This is a genomic window from Desulfomonilia bacterium (genome assembly GCA_036567785.1).
Classification (GTDB): Bacteria; Desulfobacterota; Desulfomonilia; order UBA1062; family UBA1062; genus DATCTV01.
In genome coordinates, this window is the sequence record DATCTV010000004.1 from 232503 (window position 1) to 252843 (window position 20341).

20 protein-coding genes and 1 tRNA gene are annotated in these 20341 nt (G+C 48.0%); 15 read left to right on the forward strand and 6 right to left on the reverse strand.

Going from position 1 to position 20341, the window contains the following annotated elements; genetic code table 11:
• The first annotated feature begins 6 nt into the window (after window positions 1-6).
• Window positions 7-1746, forward strand: a complete 1740-nt coding sequence (xsc, locus tag VIS94_01935; GenBank protein ID HEY9159835.1) for a sulfoacetaldehyde acetyltransferase — start codon at window positions 7-9, stop codon at window positions 1744-1746.
• A 97-nt stretch (window positions 1747-1843) separates the two neighbouring features.
• Here the strand turns inward: xsc and VIS94_01940 are convergent, their stop codons facing one another.
• The 3 genes from VIS94_01940 to VIS94_01950 form a co-directional block, all read right to left on the reverse strand.
• A complete protein-coding gene (locus VIS94_01940) occupies window positions 1844-3739 on the reverse strand; it encodes a glycerophosphodiester phosphodiesterase (GenBank protein ID HEY9159836.1) in 1896 nt (631 codons plus the stop codon).
• Window positions 3740-3893: 154 nt separating this feature from the next.
• Window positions 3894-5255, reverse strand: coding sequence for an aminotransferase class III-fold pyridoxal phosphate-dependent enzyme (locus VIS94_01945; GenBank protein HEY9159837.1), 1362 nt, complete (start codon window positions 5253-5255; stop codon window positions 3894-3896).
• Window positions 5256-5482: 227 nt separating this feature from the next.
• Complete coding sequence (locus VIS94_01950) at window positions 5483-6907, reverse strand: aspartate aminotransferase family protein (protein HEY9159838.1); 1425 nt, start codon at window positions 6905-6907, stop codon at window positions 5483-5485.
• Between the two features lie 200 nt (window positions 6908-7107).
• Here VIS94_01950 and VIS94_01955 point away from each other — a divergent pair, with 200 nt between their 5' ends.
• The gene (locus VIS94_01955) at window positions 7108-7845 is read left to right on the forward strand and encodes a 4Fe-4S ferredoxin (GenBank protein ID HEY9159839.1); all 738 of its coding nucleotides are present in this window, start codon (window positions 7108-7110) and stop codon (window positions 7843-7845) included.
• 58 nt (window positions 7846-7903) lie between these two features.
• On the opposite strand, the gene VIS94_01960 is transcribed toward VIS94_01955, so the two are convergent.
• Together VIS94_01960 and VIS94_01965 are read right to left on the reverse strand one after the other, a co-directional pair.
• Window positions 7904-8503 carry a hypothetical protein gene (locus VIS94_01960; protein HEY9159840.1) on the reverse strand — a complete coding sequence of 200 codons (600 nt, stop codon included), beginning with the start codon at window positions 8501-8503 and terminating at the stop codon, window positions 7904-7906.
• Between the two features lie 45 nt (window positions 8504-8548).
• Window positions 8549-8887 carry a hypothetical protein gene (locus VIS94_01965; protein ID HEY9159841.1) on the reverse strand — a complete coding sequence of 113 codons (339 nt, stop codon included), beginning with the start codon at window positions 8885-8887 and terminating at the stop codon, window positions 8549-8551.
• Window positions 8888-9262: 375 nt separating this feature from the next.
• Here VIS94_01965 and VIS94_01970 point away from each other — a divergent pair, with 375 nt between their 5' ends.
• The 8 genes from VIS94_01970 to VIS94_02005 are packed head-to-tail and all read left to right on the forward strand — an operon-like array spanning window position 9263 to window position 17794.
• Window positions 9263-9730 (forward strand): CYTH domain-containing protein, encoded by a 468-nt coding sequence (locus VIS94_01970; GenBank protein ID HEY9159842.1) that lies wholly within the window; start codon window positions 9263-9265, stop codon window positions 9728-9730.
• Between the two features lie 57 nt (window positions 9731-9787).
• A complete protein-coding gene (locus VIS94_01975) occupies window positions 9788-10192 on the forward strand; it encodes a cupin domain-containing protein (GenBank protein ID HEY9159843.1) in 405 nt (134 codons plus the stop codon).
• Entirely contained in the window at window positions 10189-12321 is a 2133-nt protein-coding gene (locus VIS94_01980; GenBank protein HEY9159844.1) for an acetate--CoA ligase family protein, read from the forward strand. Before VIS94_01975 ends, VIS94_01980 begins: the two co-directional genes overlap by 4 nt.
• Before the next feature lies 1 nt (window position 12322).
• Entirely contained in the window at window positions 12323-12949 is a 627-nt protein-coding gene (locus VIS94_01985; GenBank protein ID HEY9159845.1) for an RpiB/LacA/LacB family sugar-phosphate isomerase, read from the forward strand.
• Entirely contained in the window at window positions 12950-14803 is a 1854-nt protein-coding gene (locus VIS94_01990; GenBank protein HEY9159846.1) for a thiamine pyrophosphate-dependent enzyme, read from the forward strand.
• A gap of 13 nt (window positions 14804-14816) precedes the next feature.
• The gene (locus tag VIS94_01995; GenBank protein HEY9159847.1) at window positions 14817-16307 is read left to right on the forward strand and encodes a Gfo/Idh/MocA family oxidoreductase; all 1491 of its coding nucleotides are present in this window, start codon (window positions 14817-14819) and stop codon (window positions 16305-16307) included.
• A 15-nt stretch (window positions 16308-16322) separates the two neighbouring features.
• Window positions 16323-16784, forward strand: a complete 462-nt coding sequence (locus VIS94_02000) for a methylglyoxal synthase (protein ID HEY9159848.1) — start codon at window positions 16323-16325, stop codon at window positions 16782-16784.
• A 14-nt stretch (window positions 16785-16798) separates the two neighbouring features.
• On the forward strand, window positions 16799-17794 hold the full coding sequence (locus VIS94_02005) for a hypothetical protein (GenBank protein ID HEY9159849.1): 996 nt from the start codon (window positions 16799-16801) through the stop codon (window positions 17792-17794).
• Between the two features lie 11 nt (window positions 17795-17805).
• Here the strand turns inward: VIS94_02005 and VIS94_02010 are convergent.
• A tRNA-Gln gene (locus VIS94_02010) sits at window positions 17806-17879 on the reverse strand.
• A 195-nt stretch (window positions 17880-18074) separates the two neighbouring features.
• Between VIS94_02010 and rpsP the strand changes: the two genes are divergently transcribed.
• From rpsP to VIS94_02035, 5 genes are read left to right on the forward strand one after another with little or no spacing between them, the layout of a single operon-like run.
• Window positions 18075-18320, forward strand: a complete 246-nt coding sequence (gene rpsP, locus VIS94_02015; GenBank protein HEY9159850.1) for a 30S ribosomal protein S16 — start codon at window positions 18075-18077, stop codon at window positions 18318-18320.
• 30 nt (window positions 18321-18350) lie between these two features.
• The gene (locus VIS94_02020) at window positions 18351-18584 is read left to right on the forward strand and encodes a KH domain-containing protein (protein ID HEY9159851.1); all 234 of its coding nucleotides are present in this window, start codon (window positions 18351-18353) and stop codon (window positions 18582-18584) included.
• Between the two features lie 3 nt (window positions 18585-18587).
• A complete protein-coding gene (rimM, locus tag VIS94_02025) occupies window positions 18588-19091 on the forward strand; it encodes a ribosome maturation factor RimM (protein ID HEY9159852.1) in 504 nt (167 codons plus the stop codon).
• Window positions 19092-19103: 12 nt separating this feature from the next.
• Window positions 19104-19814: a tRNA (guanosine(37)-N1)-methyltransferase TrmD gene (trmD, locus tag VIS94_02030; protein ID HEY9159853.1), complete on the forward strand. Its 711-nt coding sequence runs from the start codon at window positions 19104-19106 to the stop codon at window positions 19812-19814.
• On the forward strand, window positions 19811-20341 hold the full coding sequence (locus VIS94_02035; GenBank protein ID HEY9159854.1) for an RNA methyltransferase: 531 nt from the start codon (window positions 19811-19813) through the stop codon (window positions 20339-20341). Before trmD ends, VIS94_02035 begins: the two co-directional genes overlap by 4 nt.

Sequence of the window (20341 nt, forward strand, 5' to 3'; positions counted from 1 at the left end):
AATATTATGAAGAAAGTCAAGATGACTCCAAGCGAAGCAATCGTAGAAACGCTTCTGGCTGAAGGCGTTGATCATGTGTGCGGCATTGTGGGATCAGCCTTTATGGACATGCTGGATCTTTTCCCGGCAGCAGGAATAAAATTCTATCCCGTACGTCATGAACAGAGCGCAGTGCATATGGAAGACGCCTATTCCCGGATCACCGGACGGGCAGGCGTCGCAACAGGCCAGAACGGGCCCGGCATAACAAACATGGTTACATCTGTGGCCGCAGCGAACATGGGCCACACGCCCCTTGTGGTCATCTCTCCATCGGCAGGAACACCTACAATCGGCTGGGACGGCTTTCAGGAATGCGATCAGGTCTCCGTATTCAAGGCCATAACAAAAGCGACAGTACGAGTACCTCATCCCAAAAGGGCCGCTGACTGTCTGCGCACTGCCTTCAGGATCGCATATGCCGAGAGGGGTCCGGTGCTGTATGACATCCCCAGGGATTATTTTTACGGCGAACTTGAAGAAACCATTTTAAAGCCTTCCCAGTATCGCGTTGACGCGCGCGGGTGCGGTTCCATCGAAAGCCTGGACAAGGCGGCACAGCTCCTTTCAAAGGCGAAAAACCCGGTAATCGTTTCAGGCCGCGGCGTGGTCGACTCCAACGGACTTGACGTAATCAAGGCTATTGCCGAACACCTCACTGCGCCTGTTGCGGTCACCTATCTTCATAACGACGCCTTCTACGGCAATCACCCCCTGTTCCTGGGTTCGATAGGCTATATGGGATCAAAGGCCGCAATGAAAACTCTTTCCAAGGCTGATGTAGTACTTGCAGTCGGAACGCGCCTTTCGGTTTTCGGGACCCTGCCGCAGTATGACATCAACTATTTCCCGGATGCCGCCAAAATCATTCAGATCGACATCAATCCACGGCATATAGCACGCACCCATCCCATTGAAGTCGGCATAATCGGCGATGCCAGGGAAGCAAGCTCTGAAATTCTCAAACGCCTCAAGACCTTGAGCAAGGGACGAAAACCTGACACCAAAAGGCTTGCCGCAATAGCAAAAGAAAAAGAGATTTGGGAAAAGGAGATCGTAAAGCTGGCAATGGTCAAGGGAAACCCGATCAATCCGAGAAGGGTCCTGCTCGAGATATCCAAGGCGCTTCCAAAAGACTGCATCGTCACGACCGATATTGGTAACGTATCTTCAACGGCCAACAGCTATCTCAAATTCAACGGAGGCCGCCAGCATATTGCGGCGCTTACCTTCGGCAACACAGGATTCGCCTACCCTGCCGCACTGGGCGCACAGATTGCAAAACCGAAATCGCCGGTCATAGCCATAATCGGGGACGGGGCCTGGGGTATGAGCCTTCACGAGGTCAGTACGGCAGTAGAGCACAACCTACCGGTTGTTGCATGCGTATTCAGGAACATGTGGTGGGGTGCTGAGGCAAAGAACCAGATAGACTTTTATAACAACCGTTTCGTGGGGGTTGACATCCCCAACCCGAAGAGCTTCGCGCCCGTCGCTCAGGCCATGGGTGCACAGGGCGTGAGTGTGGAACGTGCCGAAGATATCAGGGAAGCCTTCCTTTCATGCATTAAAAGCCGTAAACCTACGGTCCTCGAGTTTGTGGTCGACGGCACACAACTCGCTCCGCCGTTCAGAAAGGACGCCCTGGCATTGCCTACAAGGTTCCTTAAAAAATACGACTATCTGGATTACAGAAACTGGGATTGATGATCGGGACAGGCATCTGTCCTGCCGGTTATAAAACAGAAAGCCGCTTCCTGGATAATGCAGGAAGCGGCTTTCGCGTATGCACCCGAAAATCCGGTTATTCTTCTGCCACGGCTTTCAATATGCCAGGCTCGTCCGTCATTATGGCTTCGACTTTCTTTACATTTTTGAGTGAACGCATTGTTGCAGCATCGTTTATTGTCCATGCATGTACCTTGAGCCCCAGATAACGGGCCTTGAGCATGAATACATCGTTTATTACCGTCACATTCAGATTATTCAGAGTCAATTCAAAGGGCACCTGAAGCACCCTTGCTGGCGGATCGTATTTCGAGGCAAGCATGACGGAAAGCGGGGTAAGGAAAAAGTTTATTATCTCAGCCTGGCTGAAGGATGTGATTATGTCATCGCCTCTCAATGCAATCTCGTTCCTGACATCATTAAGGGCCTTCTGGTCAAAGGATTCTATTATTACACGGTTCTTGATTCCATGGGCCTCAATCATATCGATCAGCTTTTCCGAAACGCCGGCATCGAGCTGCTTTATCTCGATTACACCCACTGCATTCTGAATTGCAGGCTCATCAAGCACCTCATCGAGGGTCGGGATCTTTATACCCTTTCCCCGGTAAGGATATGTTGCTCCACCATCTGTCGTGAACCGGTAACCGGCATCTAGCTCCTTGACTTCGGCCAGCGTCATGTCATTGATGCTCCCGGTTCCGTTTGTACACCTGTCAACCCTTGTGTCATGAGAGATTACGACATAGCCGTCTTTGGTGACTTGCAGATCAAGCTCATATCCGTCGGCGCCGGCAGCCATGCCGTTACGGAATGCTTCAAGCGTGTTTTCCGGCATAAGCGCAGCCCCGCCCCTGTGGGCAATATTCAAAAAACCCGTATCATTTCTAAGGTAAACATTTGAAACCCTGTCTCCTTCGGCAATATCAGCCATCACCTGCGACCAGTCCCATGCTATGCTGTCAGGGGTGATGAAACCGAATCCCTGTGTATCAAGGTCCTTCATCGGATTCAGGAAATAATTCACCTTGAACGGGATATAGAAAATCCGATTGTCTATAGCGCCGTATCCGTCCTCATGAGGAGTGTCTCCGACCATTGCCAGGACTTTGTCCCCGCCATAGAGTTTCTTGATGACGCACAGCGCTGCATCCTTGAACTTAAAAGTTTCATCATACGGCATGTCGTCCTTGACGAATATCAGTATTTTTCTGGAAGCGGCAGGCTCAAAGTGGTTTATCATCTGCTGCCGGCAAAGGGCCCTTGCCTCCTTTGGCATGCCTGACACGATTACAAAGTCTTTTCCTTCATCGAGCAACTCTTTGATGGAAGGAACGACATACTGGTCGATAAGCGGCCAGTTTCCCTTAGTTAAGTTGAAAAGGTTTACCACATCGGGAATGCTGTTAAGCCCGCCTGTGGCATGAATTGTGTTGTCATGATCTGATATTACCACCTGAGGGTTGGCCATAGAAATCCTGTCGATGTTCGGGTTCATGCATGGAGAATTCTGATTGGCCAGTACCCTTACAAGGCCCATGCTGTCCGAAACGGTCCTGCCTCCGGAGAAAAGCACGTCCGCCCTGAGCTGAAGATCGAAGGGTGCTGCGCACAGAGGAAAAGCCGAAAGCCACTTTCTGAGACCGCCAAGCGAGGCCTTCCCATTGCCGTCGGTTTCGACAGGCCCGTCTCCGAGCATTACCCATGCATCATCGCCCGACCCAAGCGGCCTTGCATAGAACTGCACCTGCATGCCGCTGAGCTTCTTTCCCAGTATGAACTTGAGGAACGACTGCTTGTCCTTCTGCTCGATCTGATAGACCGTGGCATTAGGAACGATTTCCGGCTCGAGGACATCACCATTGCTTGTAATTCCATCGGAAACGACTATTTCAGTATTCTCAGGGGTCGGCAGACAGCCGGAGACAATTATGATTATTGACAGGCTCAGATATACTATCAGTCTCTTCACAAATCCTCCTCAAAAATAAAGTGTACAGAAATGTTTCATATAAATACCACATACCGGGTTCTTAATACAGCCGTTCTTTAACGGAGGGATATGAGGATTGAGAAATTAACGCCGGACTTCATTGATTTGAAGTCCGGCTTGATTTTCGAACTATCTATTTTTCAACTTCTGCATCTGCAATGAGGAGGGCCTTGTCAAATACGTCAATTGCAAAGTCTATCTGCTCTTTCGTCACACAAAGAGGAGGAGCCAGCATAAGCACGCTTGCAATTCCGGGCAGGCAGTAAACGCCGTTCTTCATGGCTTCAGCAAGCACCCTGACCTTTGCCGTTGGAGGCCTTAATCCTTCTATGTAAGGATCATGCATGGGTTCCTTTGTCTTTCTGTTTCTGACAAGTTCCACTCCGACAAACAGTCCTTTGCCGCGTACATCACCGATGCACGGGTGTTTATCCATAAGTTCCCTGGCCTTTTCGAGCAGGTAATCACCCAGTTTTGCAGAATTCTCAATCAGGTTGTCTTCCCTGTATGCCTCAATGGTCGCAACGCCTGCGGCCATTGCAAGCGCATGTCCGCTGTAGGTATGCCCGTGTATGTATGGAATTTCATCGATAAGAGCTGCCACCTTTTTATTTACACTGGTCGTGCCCAGGGGAATATAACCCGAAGTCACTCCCTTGGCTGTACAGATGATATCGGGATCAACGCCCCAGTGTTCGATTGCAAACCACTTTCCTGTGCGTCCCCAGCCTGCCATTACCTCGTCATCGATCAAAAGAATGTCGTATTTGTTACATATCTCTCTTACCTTCTGCCAATAGCCGTCCGGAGGTACGATTATTCCGTTTGAACCTATAACCGGCTCGCCGATGAACGCCGCGACCCTCTTTGCGCCGCCCTCGAATCGTATTACATCTTCAACATGCTTTGCACACTGGACATCACAGTTGGGATATGTTGCGCCGAACGGGCAGCGATAGCAGTAAGGGTCCAGACAGTGGACAGTGCCAGGAATCGCCGGCTCGGCAGCCCAGTTTCTGAAATCGTTTGAGAGCCCCATGGCCCCGTATGTCGAACCATGATAGCTCCTGAAGCGGGAGATAATCTTCTGTCTTCCCGTAACCAGTCTGGCTATCTTTATCGCACCTTCATTGGCCTCTGACCCGCTTGCGCAAAAGTATGTCTTTGTTATGTCACCAGGAGTCAGTTCGGCTATAAGTTTCGCAAGTTTTGCCTTCGGTTCCGTAGCAAACGATACCGATATCGCCTGCAGCTTCTCTGCCTGCTTCAGCACTGCTTCCTTGACACGGTCATCCGAATGGCCCAGGTTGCTGAATACGAACATAGAGCTGAAATCTATGTACTTCTTGCCGTCAGTATCCCAGAAACAGCAGCCCTTGGCCTTATCGACAACAATCGGATTGACATCCTTCTGAGCCGCCCAGGGATATAGGACATGGTCCTTCTCATATTGCCGTATAGTTGCAGCATCAAGTGTGGTGGAATCTTTTTTCATCTAAGCATCAACCTCCTGTATTTATTTTCTTCCGCGTTTTTTATGCCATTCTAAACAGCAGTATCAAGATTTTTCTGTCGAAATTTCTGCAGCGGTTCACACCATGCCGCCGGTTGCCATCAATGATCCGATTGAGGGTCTGTTCAAAAAGCTGAACAAATGATTTGATCCCGTCTTAAGAAAATTCGGCCTCATGGTGTGATGTGCCTGAATGTTTCTCATACACCTCACTTCTTGAATCTCCTCAATATCTTCAGAACAATCGGCATTGCACGATCAAGAAGTTTCGATCCGGACGGATCCGCCTCAAACGACGGCATCTTGCATTCCGGCCCGTAGAGGTTTTCCATCATTTTCATCACCTCATTTTGAATAAGGCCTTTAAACGGCACATTTGCAATCATCCCGTACATGGCGGCATTGCCTTTAACAGCAAGACCAGGGTTTGATCGAACGGTTTCCACGGCTTCACGGATGTCTTTCAAATAGTCATCCGCTATCATTGCATGTCTCGGTATAACCATGCAGTGAAGGGCATCGGGATTCTGAAGCCTGTCAACCAGCCAGCCCTTTGCCTCAAGCTGGTCACCGACAGCGAATATATCCACAGCCCTGTCTGTTGACGTATAGGCGAAAACACTCATTGCCGGTTTACCAAGCACCTTTAGCCCGGGAATTTCCTCTATGCCTTTTTTAAGCTTTTCAGTCGTTCCCATAATTGCCGCGGCAATCTCCTTATAGCCGCTTACACCAAAGACATTCATTGCAGCCCAGGCAGCGGCAATCGCTCCCCCAGGCCTCGTTCCCAGCATGGCAGGAGATGCGAAAACACCTCCCGGCCAGTCAGTTTTTACGAAGAACTGGTGCTTAAGGTAATTCATATTCTTGTACAGCAGCACAGACGCCCCTTTTGCGCTGAAGCCGTATTTGTGTATGTCTGCCGATATTGATGTAACCCCTGGGACCCTGAAGTCGAAGGGATCGACATTAAAGCCGTTCTTTTCAATGAAAGGAAGCAGAAACCCTCCGACACATGAATCAACATGAAGAGGAAGGTCATGTTCGATTGCCAGTCTGCCAAGTTCCGTTACAGGGTCTATCACTCCATGCGGATAAGAAGGCGCGGAACATACGATCATTATGGTGTTCCGGTTGATGAGCTTTCTGACGGCATTTACATCCACCCTGTTATCGGCGCAGAGTGGCACATAATGGATCTTAACGCCAAAATACTTTGCCGCCTTGGACCATGCGACATGAATCGATCTCGGTGCGATCATTTCCGGCCTGAAAGGAAGACGTCTCTTCGATTTGGCAAGTTCCCTGTAGGTTACAACAGGGAGAAGGCAGCTTTCCGTACCGCCGGATGTCATTACACCCACTGTATTGTCATCTCCGCCAAGAAGCCCGGCAGACATCCTGACAATTTCCGACTCCATGCGTTTGAGGCTCTTGAAAGCCATCGGATTGAGCGCATTTTCGCTGAAATACATGCCATAGGCTTCTTTCAGAAAATTCGTATGGTCTTCGCTGAGGTAATAAACAAGACTCCAGGTCTTGCTGTCATGATAGTTGGCATCATCTGAATTGAATGACCTGAGCATTTCAAGCACTTTCGAGCGCTCGATACCCTGTTCCGGAATCCTGTTCATTTAATCCCCCTAACGCCATTTCAGGCTGTTTTTATATAAGTTTTTATTTTGGATTAATTCATGAAACACATAGCCCCGAATCGATCAGGGCCAAATCCTTCAATAACCTGTACAATATGCGCTATATGCTTGATTCAAGTCAAATATTTTATCCGGCAAATACTCTATATTTTTTTGTAGAAATGAAAAGGGAGGCCGGCATGAAGAAGACAAGAAAGATCATAGATATAGACGAGGCAAAGTGCGACGGCTGCGGCCAGTGCTGTCTGGCATGTGCAGAGGGTGCGCTTAAGATCATCAACGGCAAGGCTAAACTTGTTGGCGATATTTACTGTGACGGTCTTGGCGCCTGCATCGGCAAATGTCCCCGGGGTGCATTGAAGATTATCGAAAGGGCAGCGGATTCTTTTAATGAAGAGGCCGTCAAGATTCATCCTGATCTGGCTGCAGAGAATAAAGAAAAAACCCTTCCCTGCGGCTGTCCATCGTCAGTAATGATGGAATTCAAGAAAGAACCAGTCTGCGATAACAGTGCACCTTCAGGCGAGCCGGTAAGCCATCTGGCACACTGGCCTATAAAGCTTCAGTTATTGGGGCCTCAAGCGCCTTTTCTGAAGAATTCAGATCTGATGTTGATAGCCGATTGTGCAGCAGTTGCCTGCCCCGGGCTGCATGAAAAATTTTTGAAAGGACATGCCGTTGCAACAGGCTGTCCAAAGTTTGATGACATCGAAGCACACATCGAGAGACTCGCACACATACTTTCGGAAGCAGGGCCGAAAAGCCTTACAGTCGTTCATATGGAGGTGCCCTGCTGCAACGGACTTCTGTATGCCGCAATCGAGGCAATAGAACGCTCAGCTGTCAAACCGCCTTTTAAAAGAATTATTATAGGAAGAACAGGTGATATATCGGCCGAGGAGGAAATGGCTGTTTAATTTTACAGGACAGCATCCGTGACGCTCTTAATCAGAGCCTTTTATAATTTGTATTTTTTCAGGTGATTGTCGCTTTGCCTGTTTTACCTTCCTGATCACAGAAAAGATCCAGAGCGGAATCGGCACTGAATATGGCATTGAGGAAATTTCCTGCATTAGATTCATTGTTATAGGGCGAGAGTATCATATAAAAAACCTTTGCCATATTCTTGTAGATCGGCTTCTCCAATATTTGTACGCCAATGCCGTCAGTCGTAATTCCATAATAACGGCTTATCAACCCTCCTTCATTGACCCCGAATCCGGTCTCAATCCATCCCCAGTTGTCATATAAGGACAAAAGTTCATCAGGAACCTCCTCGACCGGATTGTTTGTATGTCCTCCATCTATAAGTCCTAGAACATACCGAATCTTCTCAAGATTTCTATAAATCAGCATATAAAATATGTTTTTATTTTCCCAAATCCCCAGGAGGCGTTCATAAAATTGCGCCATATTTCGATTGTTTTCAGGTTTGTATGCTACAAATACATTGTCAAACTTGGTTATTCCGATTTTATGGTAAAAATCATCCGGACCGGAACTCTCAATCGCCCACTTGCATGATCCGGATGATTTATTTCCATCCGTAAAAAAATCCGAGCCGATATCATCCATATCAGACCCCCTTTGCATAAAAACCGATTATATAATCATTGAATATTATACAGGTAATTTCTTCTCTTTTGTACCGGAATCATCATTTTTCCTTTTTTGGGATCTGGCAGACACCACCTGATTGATATCCTTGACAACTTCAGTTTTCAATTGTGTTTTCGGAGCTTCCTTTATCCTTACATAGTATTTGGCCAATGTAGCCTGATCCATGCTAGATGCTTCGAAAATAAAGTCATATCCATATTCCTTGACCAGAGAAAAATACAGCTTCAGCGCATTCCTGACATGTGAAGCCTGGGGAATGCTTGTCTGCATCTCAAGGAATCTCAGCAATTCTATTGTCTTTTCTTCAAGAGCTACTGTAAATATATTTTTTCCTGCCATAATTTGCTCCTTCGCTGATGATGTCGATTTTCTATCCAAACCCTAAAGATATGTCAAAATCTTTATGATTCGTTTTTTATACATATTATTCTTTATGTTAAGCATTAATAATTACAGGTCCAGATCAAATCCCGAAATTGCCAGAGATATCTAGGTTGCGACAAACGGAAGAGTTTCAAGATGGAGCGTTTTATATCCCTATGTTTAATAGTAAACGCCGGATTTTCAGTAATTATCTTTTTAAAATTATCCCCTCACCCGCAATAAAAAAGCTAAGGATTTGATAACCTCGCGACGATAAAGTTTTAATCGGATAAAATGCGTTTTAATGTACTTCATGCTCCGGGCAAGAGCAGAAACGACAACGGAGGAAAAATGGGAACAGAAATCGAACGAAAGTTTCTTGTAAACGATATCTCATGGGGCCAACCGCTTAAAAGCCTCTCAATCATCCAGGGTTATTTTCCTACAAGCGGGTTTTCCCTGAGAGTCCGGGTCCAGGAAGATAAGGCCTTTATCACATTAAAAAAGACCAAATCAAAAATTTCACGCCATGAATTCGAGTATGAAATCCCTGAACGTGACGCAAGAGAAATGATCGGAATATTCTGCAGCGGCCATATCGTTGAAAAGACCCGGCATATAGTTGAATACAAAGGCTTTAACTGGGAGGTGGATGTGTTCCATGGCGACAATGATGGCCTTATTGTTGCAGAACTCGAACTTGAATCCGAAGATGAAATATTCGAAAAACCCGCATGGCTGGGTGAAGAGGTAACTCGGGACACAAGATATCTGAATGCAAATCTTGCAAGGTTTCCATATAAGACATGGAATAAATGATTGTTGACAATAGCGCATTATAGTTGTTTATTACGCAATATATACCAGGAGGTAAGTATGCCTTATGTCGATTTCAATGACTTTCCTGCAGGTAAAGTCGGCAAACCGTTTGAACGGGAACTAAAGATAATTCTGTCCCCTGATATGAATCAGGATGTTGAAGGTTTTACTTTCCTGATCTCAACGCTTGCACCCGATGGCGGATGCACGGATATGCACATGCATGATGATTCCGGCGAACTCATGATATTCATGTCCGGCAAAGGCAAGGCATGGCTGAAAGGCGAAGAGTACGAGATCAGACCCGGCACAGCCATTTATGCGCCTCCGTGCGTGCCCCATAAGACCATGAACACAGGCGATGTTCCATTGATGATTGCCTGCGTTTTCGTTCCGTCCATATCAACAGACTATATAAGACAGAATATTGAAGCCGCACAGAAATCAGGCACATGCAAATGAAATATGATTTTTTAAAGCGCATATCAGGGTTGAGGCAATCGGGAGCGAAAACAGTCCCCGAAGACGAGCTTAAAAAGATTCTCAGTCTCTATGGTGTGCCGGTTCCCGAAGGCAGACTGTGCAGAACCATGGATGAAGCAGCCGAATTCTCATCAGAAACGGGTTTCCCGGTTGTCCTCAAATTGTCATCTGACAAGATTCTTCATAAAACCGAACTTAAAGGTGTAAGGCTCGATCTTTCCTCTAAAGAGGAGGTCCGAGAGGCCTTCAACGAAATGGACACGGACTTTAAAAAACAGAATATAGAAGGTTATCTTGGATTGCTCGTTGAAAAACAGGCCCCGGAAGGAACCGAGCTTATCATTGGACTGCAGCATGATAACGCATTCGGTCCCGTACTCATGATGGGTCTTGGCGGCATTCTTACAGACCTTCTGAGAGATGTCGTATTCAGAACAATACCGCTCACCAGGAATGACATCCTTGAAGCGCTCGAACATTTGAATTCATGGCCGCTGTTAAGCGGCTATCGCGGTAAAGCCCCGCTTGCCGTTGATAAAATCGTGGACGCCATCCATGCAATTGCATCATTCGGAACAGATTTTGCCGGTCAATATGAATCCATCGATTTCAACCCGCTTATAGCATCACCTGAAGGATGCATACTGGTTGACGCCAAGATGGTTATTTCGGATAAGGAAATTCCTGCGAAAACGTCTGCAATGGAAAGCCCGCGCGTTTCTCACATGACCGGTTTCTTTAATCCTGCGAGTGTTGCTGTTATTGGTGCATCGAATACACCTGGCAAAATCGGCTATACGATTCTTGATTCTCTTATCAACCTCAACTTCAAAGGCAAGGTCTACCCCATCAATCCCAATGTAAAAGAGGTGCTCGGCCTTAAAGCATATGCGTCGCTATCCGAGCTTCCCGAAATACCTGAGATGGTTGCAATAAGCGTGGGTCTTGAACTTATACCAGATATCATTACCGAAATGGGAAAGACCGGCGCACATAACGCCTTCATCGTATCGGGAGGTGGCAAGGAACTTGGCGGAGAGCGTGCAGACATTGAAGGACGGATAAGTGCTCTTGCCCGTGCTAACGATGTCAGGATCATAGGACCTAACTGCATAGGCAGTTTTGACGGCAACAACAGATTCGATTCTTTCTTCTATCCCAGGGGCAGACTGAAAAGGCCGGGCGGAGGCCCTGTCAGCTTTATCACGCAAAGCGGAACCTGGGGCTGCGCATTTCTTGAAAACGCTGCCGATACCGGTGTCAGCAAGATGGTAAGCTATGGCAACCGGGTTGACGTTGACGAAGGAGACCTGATTGCCTACCTCGCGACCGATCCTGATACAAAGGTGATCGGCAGCTATCTTGAAGGACTGGGAGACGGCAGAAAATTCCTTGAAGGCGTAAATATTGCAAGAAGCGCAGGCAAACCCGTTGTTGTATTCAAGACCGGCCGGAATAAGGTATCCGCTCATGCAGCTGTCTCGCATACTGGCGCATATGGAGGCAGTTATGAAATATACAAAGACGCCCTCGAGCAGGGAGGAGTAATCCTCACAGACAGCTTCCACGAACTGTATGCGGCCTGTGCCACTTTGGCACTTCAACCGCCCGCCCGGGGAAATCGTGTTGCCCTTGTATCTAACGGTGCGGGTCCTATGGTCAATGCTATTGACCTGTTTCCATCAAAGAACCTTGACCTCACCAGATTAAGCCGTGAATCCTTCAAAGCCATGCGCGATAAATTCAGCTTTTTCTACATAGTCGAAAATCCGGTGGATGTAACTGGTTCAGCTACAGGCGCAGATTATGAGTTCGTTATAGAAACGCTCATCAAGGATGACAACGTTGATATAATAATGCCATTCTTCGTATTCCAGAATGCGCCGCTTGATGAAAGCATCGTAGAACGGCTTGCCGCAATAAACGCCAGAAAGCTCAAACCCATTGTCTGCTGCTCCACAGGCGGGGCATACTCTGAAAAGATGGGGTCAGCGATAATAAAAACTGGCATACCCGTATTCACTCGCGTTGCGGAATGGGTGGCGGGCGCCTCGGCCCTGGCGCAATGGGCGAGGATAATTAAAAAAGAATTTCGAAGGGAGATTTAACATGAAAATCGCAGTTATCAGCGAAGTCAGTGCAGTCGTGAAAAATCCTGATATAGTGGCTTCCCTTGAGGGACGAGGGCATGAAATCATAAATGCCGGCATGAAATCGGCGGATGACAAACCCGAACTGACATACATACAGACCGGGCTGCTTGCAGGACTACTTCTTGGAACAAAGAAGGTCGATATGGTTGTAGGCGGCTGCGGCACAGGATTGGGATTTCTTAATTCCGCTCTTCAATACCCCGGAGTAATGTGCGGTCTTCTATCCAACGACCTGGACGCATGGCTCTTCGGCAAGATAAACGGCGGCAACTGCATAAGCCTTCCGCTCCTTGTAGGCTACGGCTGGGCGGGAGATATCAATCTCAAATTCATATTCGACAAGCTCTTTTCCGTTACCGGATTCGGCAAAGGGTATCCGCCTCACAGGGAAGAATCTCAGCAGCAAAGCAGGAAATTATTTTTCGGGGTCTCGGAATCGACGCACAAACCGCTTGCGCAGATCATTTCAGACCTCGAAGATGACGTAATAAAACCTGCCCTTTTATTCCCCGGCATATCCGGCCTTCTCGACATCGACAATCTGCCGTCAGATATCAAGGACGCCATTAAAAGGAGGATCTAGATGAACAGACAGGAACGAGCAGCCGCGATAGCCAAATACGGCTGCATAGATAATGCGATTGCCGCTCATGCGATCCCACAGTTTGTCGACATCAGTGTATCTGAAGCGATCGTTCTGGGTCTTCTGAAACAGGGCGTTACAAAGTTCTGCGCCATATTCGGTCACGGCACGACTGACATAGCGGAAGTTCTAAGGGTCTATGAAGAAGCAGGCCTTGTAAGGACCTTTAATGTCAGGCATGAAACGGCGGGTGCACATGCCATAACGGTGCTTAAAATGGTGACCGGAGAGACCGCTGCCATGATCACCTCCATAGGTCCCGGCGCCATGCATGCATTTGCGGGTTCGCTGGCCGCAGCATCCAACGGTGCCGGCGTATGGCATATCTACGGAGATGAGACCACTCAGGACGAAGGCTTCAACATGCAGCAGATTCCCGGAAACGAACAGGGTCTGTTCCTTAAAATGATGAGCCATATGGGCCGGGCGTATTCAGTTTATGAGCCATGGTCAGTTGTTTCAGCCCTCAGGGCCGGCGCCATAACAACAAGCGCCCAGTTTGCACAGCCGTTCTTCATGCTGGCGCCAATGAATGTGCAGCCTGTCATATTAAGGAATTTCAACCTTGCGGAACTGCCTGAAAGGGTTGACATCCCCCTTCTCGAATGCGCCGATACCAATATTTTTCTCGATGCGGTCGAAGCCGTGAAGGCTGCACGTAAGATAACAATAAAGATAGGTCAGGGTGCCAGGGGCTGCGGCAGAGAAATAATCGAACTCGCAAACCTGATCGATGCGGCTATCGTTTCCGGACCTAACGCATCAGGAATTGTCCCCTATTCGGAGAAACGCTACATGACGGTCGGAGGCTCGAAGGGTTCCATCTCAGGTAATTTCGCAATGAACGAGGCCGATCTGGTAATAATCATAGGCGCCCGGGCTGTCTGCCAGTGGGACTGCTCCGGAACCGCGTGGAAAAAGGCAAAAACCATAATCAACTTCAACATCAACCCCGTCCACGCCTTCCACTACAATAAAACGATAGCAATCACAGGTGACGCAAAGTCAAATCTCAGGGCATTCATTGAATCCCTGACCGAGACATGCGCAGGAAAAAAAGAGGGCGCATGGACAAAGGCCATTATGAAAAAACGTGCGGAATGGACCGCTTTTAAAAACGAACGTTATTCCTGTACCGGGCTTGTTGATGCTGCCTGGAAACGAAAGGTGCTCACACAGCCTGTCGCAATAAAGACAGTCTGCGACTTTGCCGATGCTGCAGGTGCAATCAAGCTGTTCGATGCAGGAGACGTACAGGCAAACGGATTCCAGATCGTGGAAGATAAAGTCGAAGGCCAGACCTTCACGGACACAGGCGCTTCATACATGGGCCTTGCATCTTCAGGTGTGCTGATCGGCGCCATGTCTGATGTGTATCCAGTAGCCTTCTGCGGAGACGGCAGTTTCATGATGAACCCTCAAATCCTGATCGACGGCGTCCAGCACGGGGCAAAAGGCATGATAGTCATTTTCGACAACCGCAGGATGGCGGCGATAACGGGCCTGCAATACGCCCAGTACTCGAAGGAATATAAAACAAACGATACCGTGGCTGTCGATTATGTGGCAATGGCTAATTCGGTCAAGGGTGTCAAAGGCATATTCGGAGGATATACTGTTAAAGAACTTAAAAAAGCACTGGCCGAGGCTCATGCGTTCAAAGGGCTTTCTCTTGTCCATGTGCCTGTTTATAACGGCCCTGATGAACTTGGAGGCATGGGTGTTTTCGGAGACTGGAATGTCGGCAACTGGTGTGAACGCGTACAGGTGGAGCATCACAAAATAGGCCTTTAAGGGAGGGTATGACATGATCAATGTGGCTCTTGTAGGTCTGGGCAGGATAGCGGATGTCCATTATCCCGGCTATGTCGGAAACAAGGATGCGCAGATTCTTGCAGTCTGCGATACGAATGAGGCTACCGCCTTGAGACGAAAAGCCGAATGGAACATTCGAAAACATTACACCAGCTTTGATGAGGTACTTGCTGATAATGAAATAGATGCGGTCGAGATACTGACACCTACAATGATGCATGCTGAAATGACGATAAAAGCGCTTGCCGCTGGCAAGCATGTAGCTGTCCAGAAACCGATGGCAAATACCCTGGCCGAGGCTGACGCCATGATAGCCGCCGCAAAAAAGGCCGGTAAGATTCTCAAGGTCTCAGACAACTATGTCTTCTACCCGCCCACCCTGCTGGCAAAAAAGCTGATGGAAGATGGTGAAATAGGGACGCCGCATAATATAAGGATAAAGCTCATAAGCGGAGGCTCGGGCGGCTGGGAGGTTCCCTCATCCGCATGGGCATGGCGGGTCAAGGAAGGCCAGGAAGGCAGAGGTCTCCAGACATTCGACCACGGCCATCACCTCTGGGCCACTACATGGTTTCTTCTTGGCGATATTGAAAGGGTGGCATCATGGATAGACTATGTTGACGATGGAGTGATAGACAGTCCGGCCGTTATAATGTGGAAGCACAAGGACGGCATGAAATACGGGATGTGCGAATATACATACGGAAACGATCTTGCAATACCTTCCAAATATTACGGCAATGATGAATGGATTGAAATCAGCGGCACAAAAGGCATCTTAATAATCAACCGCTGTACGGGCCTGCTCAGGGAAGGACCTGCCGTGAGCCTTTTCAACGGTTCATGGAAGCATTTCGACGCACCGGATGACTGGGGCGAGGGTTTCAAAGGCTCGACGCTCAATTTCATCAATACGATACTCGGAAAGGAAAAGCCGCTGCTCTCAGCGGAAGAAGGCAGATATATCCTGAAGTTTTCCATTGCCATACAGAAATCAAACAGGCTTCACCGCGAGGTATATCTGTCGGAACTCGATTCAAAGGTGCCTGCGCTTGTTGCATGTTTCAATCGTGCCAGGAATATATATAAAAAAATGCCGAAGAAGAATGTATTCGAGATGCTGGGCATAGGCGGCAACACAGAGCAGTACGCCGCTCAGGCTGAAAAGCTCACGAAGGAGCTTGCGGAAAGATTCAATCCTGCGGCCGCCGAGGGCTGGTCAACGGTAATGGGCCTTCAGCTGACACCTGAAGGAAGCGCTCCTTCCATGAAATTCACAATGAGGGTAAAGGACGGCAAGGCCGAGCTTACGGAAGGTTCGCTCCCGGACGATGCTGTGTTTACCATTTCAATCCCGGCGGGAACATGGGCCGCCATCCTTCTGAAAAAGAAAAAGGTCGAGATGGCCTTTATGCAGGGTAAACTTAAGATCCAGGGCAAGAGCGAAGAAGCCCTTAAGCTCAAGGCCGCATTCGGACTTTAACAGGAGATTTTGAAAGTGACATACAATACGATAAAAATGTCGAAGAAAAAAAAGATCGCCCTCGTCGCCCATGACAACAAGAAAGTCGAAATGCTCGAGTGGGCAAAATTCAATAAAATTCTTCTGGCCCAGCATAAAATATTCGCAACAGGTACGACAGGGAGGCTCCTTGAGGAAGTCCTCGGCATCAAAGTAAATAAGCTTCAGAGCGGCCCGCTGGGAGGCGACCAGCAGATAGGCGCGATGATAGTAGGCGGAGAAATCGATTTTATGATTTTTTTCTGGGACCCCCTTGAACCCATGTCCCATGATACCGATATCAAGGCTCTTTTAAGAATGGCCGCTGTCTGGAACATTCCGATTGCCTGCAACCGCTCGACCGCCGATTTCATGATATCGTCACCGCTTATGGATGAAGACTACGAAAGGATAGTGCCCAATTATTCGGATTATCAGAACAGGAAAATAGAGCACTGAATGGTGCTTTAATTATGGAAACGCCCGATGCATTCAAGGTATTTGTCCTTGACATAGACGGAGCAGTTACAAGGCAGGAAAGGCTTATGGCCCGGTACCAGCCTGCCGTAATTCCATACCTGCACAAATCAGAGGCTCTCAGATACTGGTGCAGTCTTACTGAAATTGAACAGCTCAGAGATGTGTTCACCTCTTCTGCCCCATCATCCGGTAGAAAAGTCATCTTCTATGGTTCGGGCGACTACCACCACCTTGCCTTTCTCTGGATCAGCCTGATCAAGGAGCCTGCCACAGTAATCCACTTCGACGACCATTCCGATTTCTGGAAAACCCCTAACCGGAACTTCATCCACTTCGGCTGCTGGGTGGTTAATACACTTAAGCTGCCCAATATCAGGAAGGTGATACAGTTAGGCGTAGACGGCGATTTCGATATGAACTTGGAGACCCCCTTCCCCATGGGCCCGATTGGCCACGTAATGAGACTCCTGCATGATGGGAGGATAGAGGTCTATCCAAACTCCATGCGGCGCTCGCTACTTCTCGGAAGGATCAAGGGAAGGCTTCCATGCGTGGAGTTCGAGCCCGGACTTCTGACATCGCAAGCAAATTGGAAGAACATGCGCGACAACGGCGGCATCGAAGCAACCCTTGAAAGCGTCCTGCCGCGCATCACTACGGATGCTGTTTACCTGACCATCGACAAGGATTGCCTGAGGGAGTCTGACAATTTCGCAGCCTACCCCGGACGGCAGGGGACGATGGCGCTTGAAGAGCTTCTTTCAGCAATCACCTTCATAGGGAAACGCAAGCGCATACTCGGTGCGGATGTCTGCGGCGACGGCTCCCTTTTCCCTGCATCAGGAAACCGCCTGAAAAGGATGGTGGCATGGATCAAGGACCACGATATACCGCTAGAGGAATTCTCATCCCCCAAAAATATCCTGCTTAACGAGGACGCCAACCTGAAAATCATGGAAAGGCTTAACTCAACTGACTTGCTACAGTAATTACGCCTTACTGGCAGGGGGTGTAGGAATCGAACCTACATTCATGGCTTCAAAGGCCAGCGTCCTGCCGTTGAACGAACCCCCTTCATGAATCATCATTCTTCCCAGGCATTCTCAATATCTTTGAGTACCTTTTTTTTCAAGTGCATTATTCATAAGTTTCAAACATTATTTCTCAATTGCATTAATCCTGTGTTGCTGCTTTCTGCTGCAATTATCTTGACAGTGGGCGTGATTGAATATATGTCATCCCAAAAAGTTTAAACCGGAGGAATACTTAATGTCATTAAGCATCAGACTGACCCGTTGCGGCGCAAAGAAAAAGCCCTTTTACAGGGTAGTTGTACTGGATTCGAGAACACGCAGGGACGGCCGCTCCCTTGATATAGTCGGTTTCTTTAATCCCAAGAACAGAGAAGAAAGCATCAATCTCGATATGGAAAAGATAAAGTTCTGGGTCGAAAAGGGTGGTCGCATGTCACCTGCAGTAAAAAAACTCGTAAAAGAAAAAGGGATTACTGCCTAATAATAATCTGACTCTCCTGCGGAGGTGGCTATGTTGAAGGATATTATCGAATATATCGCCAAAGCGCTCGTTGACGATCCGGAAGCTGTTCAGGTCACCGAAATAGAAGGTGAAGTTACCTCGGTAATAGAACTCAGGGTGGCAAAACCAGACCTTGGAAAAGTAATCGGAAAAGAAGGCCGTACCGCCCGCGCAATGCGCACCATCTTGACCGCGGCCTCAACCAAGATCAGGAAAAGGGCCGTCCTGGAGATTATTGAATAATAAATGGGACATGATGTCTTAGCCGTTGGAAGGGTAAAGGCCCCTAACGGCCTGAAGGGCAAAATGTGGATTACCCCGCTCGGGGACACATTCAATCAGTATGACCAATACATAATCGGTGAAAAAGGTCCATCAAGGAAACTTATATCCCTCGAAAAAAGAAAGAATGGTTTCGTTTTGCAGCTTGAAGGCATAACCGGCATTTCACAGGTCGAAGAGCTTCAGGGACAGAATATATATGTAAGCCGCGAGTTGCTGCCGGAGACGGAAGATAATGAATTTTACTGGGATGACCTTATCGGCATGAAGGTGGTTGATATAAAAGACCGTGAACTGGGCGAAATCTTTTCCATTATCCCGACAGGCAGCAACGATGTATTCGTCGTTGATAAAATCAAACAGCACATGATCCCATGGACAGTAAGCGTAGTAAAAGAAATATCGATTGAAAAAAATGTAATGACCGTAGATATTGAAAGTCTCGAAGAGATCCTCGACCTGACCTGAGGCTTCTTCATTATGACAATCAACATAATTACACTCTTTCCCGGCATGTTTAACGGCATCTTCGAGGAGAGCATAATCAAGCGGGCTGTTTCAAAAGGACTTGCCTCAATTAACTTGACGGATCTAAGAAAGTTCGGAGAAGGTCCCCATAAAGTAGTGGATGACACCCCTTATGGAGGCGGCGGCGGAATGGTCATAAAACCTGGTCCTGTTGCCGATGCCCTGTCATCATATTCCGAGAAAGGCCATGTGATTTTAACCACACCAAGAGGCTCGCTTTTTACCCAGGCCGATGCCCTGCGTTTGAGCCGTATGGATATAATAACGATAATCTGCGGCCATTATGAAGGCATTGATGAGAGGGTGACGGAATTGTTCGTAGACGAAGAACTATCAATCGGAGACTATGTGCTGACAGGCGGCGAAATACCCGCAATGACAATTGCCGATGCGGTCATACGCCTTATACCGGGCGTGCTTGGTATGGACACAACCATCACCGGTGATTCCCATTATGACGGTCTTCTGGAGCACCCGCATTATACCAGGCCTCCCGAATTCATGGGCAAAAAGGTCCCGGAGGTACTGCTTTCAGGAGATCATGAAAATATCCGCCTTTACAGAAGAAAGATGGCGCTACTCAAAACAAAACACCAGCGCCCTGATCTTTTCAACTCATATACATTTAACAAGCTGGACAGAAAACTTTCTGAGGAAGAATGATGCTGAGCATAGCCCTTCTGCATTATCCCTGCATGGATAAAAACGGCGAAGAAGTCACAACCGCCATTACAAACCTGGATTTGCATGATTTGGCAAGAGTTTGCTTGACATATGGCATAGATAAGCTCTATATCGTTCATCCGTATCAGGTTCAGCGTGATTTTGCCGAGAAGATAATGTCTCACTGGCGCACGGGTTATGGAGGACATTATAACCCGCTGAGGAAAAAGGCCTTTGAGGTTGTCAGACTGGCGGAAAGCATTGATGAGATAAAGGCTGATGATAATCCGCTGATAGTGGTTACATCCGCAAGAGGTTATAATAAAACCATCTCGTGGATTGAGCTCAAAAAAAGGATTAACACAGAAAATATATGCCTGGTTTTTGGAACAGGATGGGGATTGGCAGAGAGTTTTTTGGAAAAAGCGGATGCTGTCGTCGAACCGATTGATGCAGGGACAGGCTATAACCACCTGTCGGTCAGGTCGGCGGTATCCATAGCAATAGACAGGCTTCTAGGGAGGTAA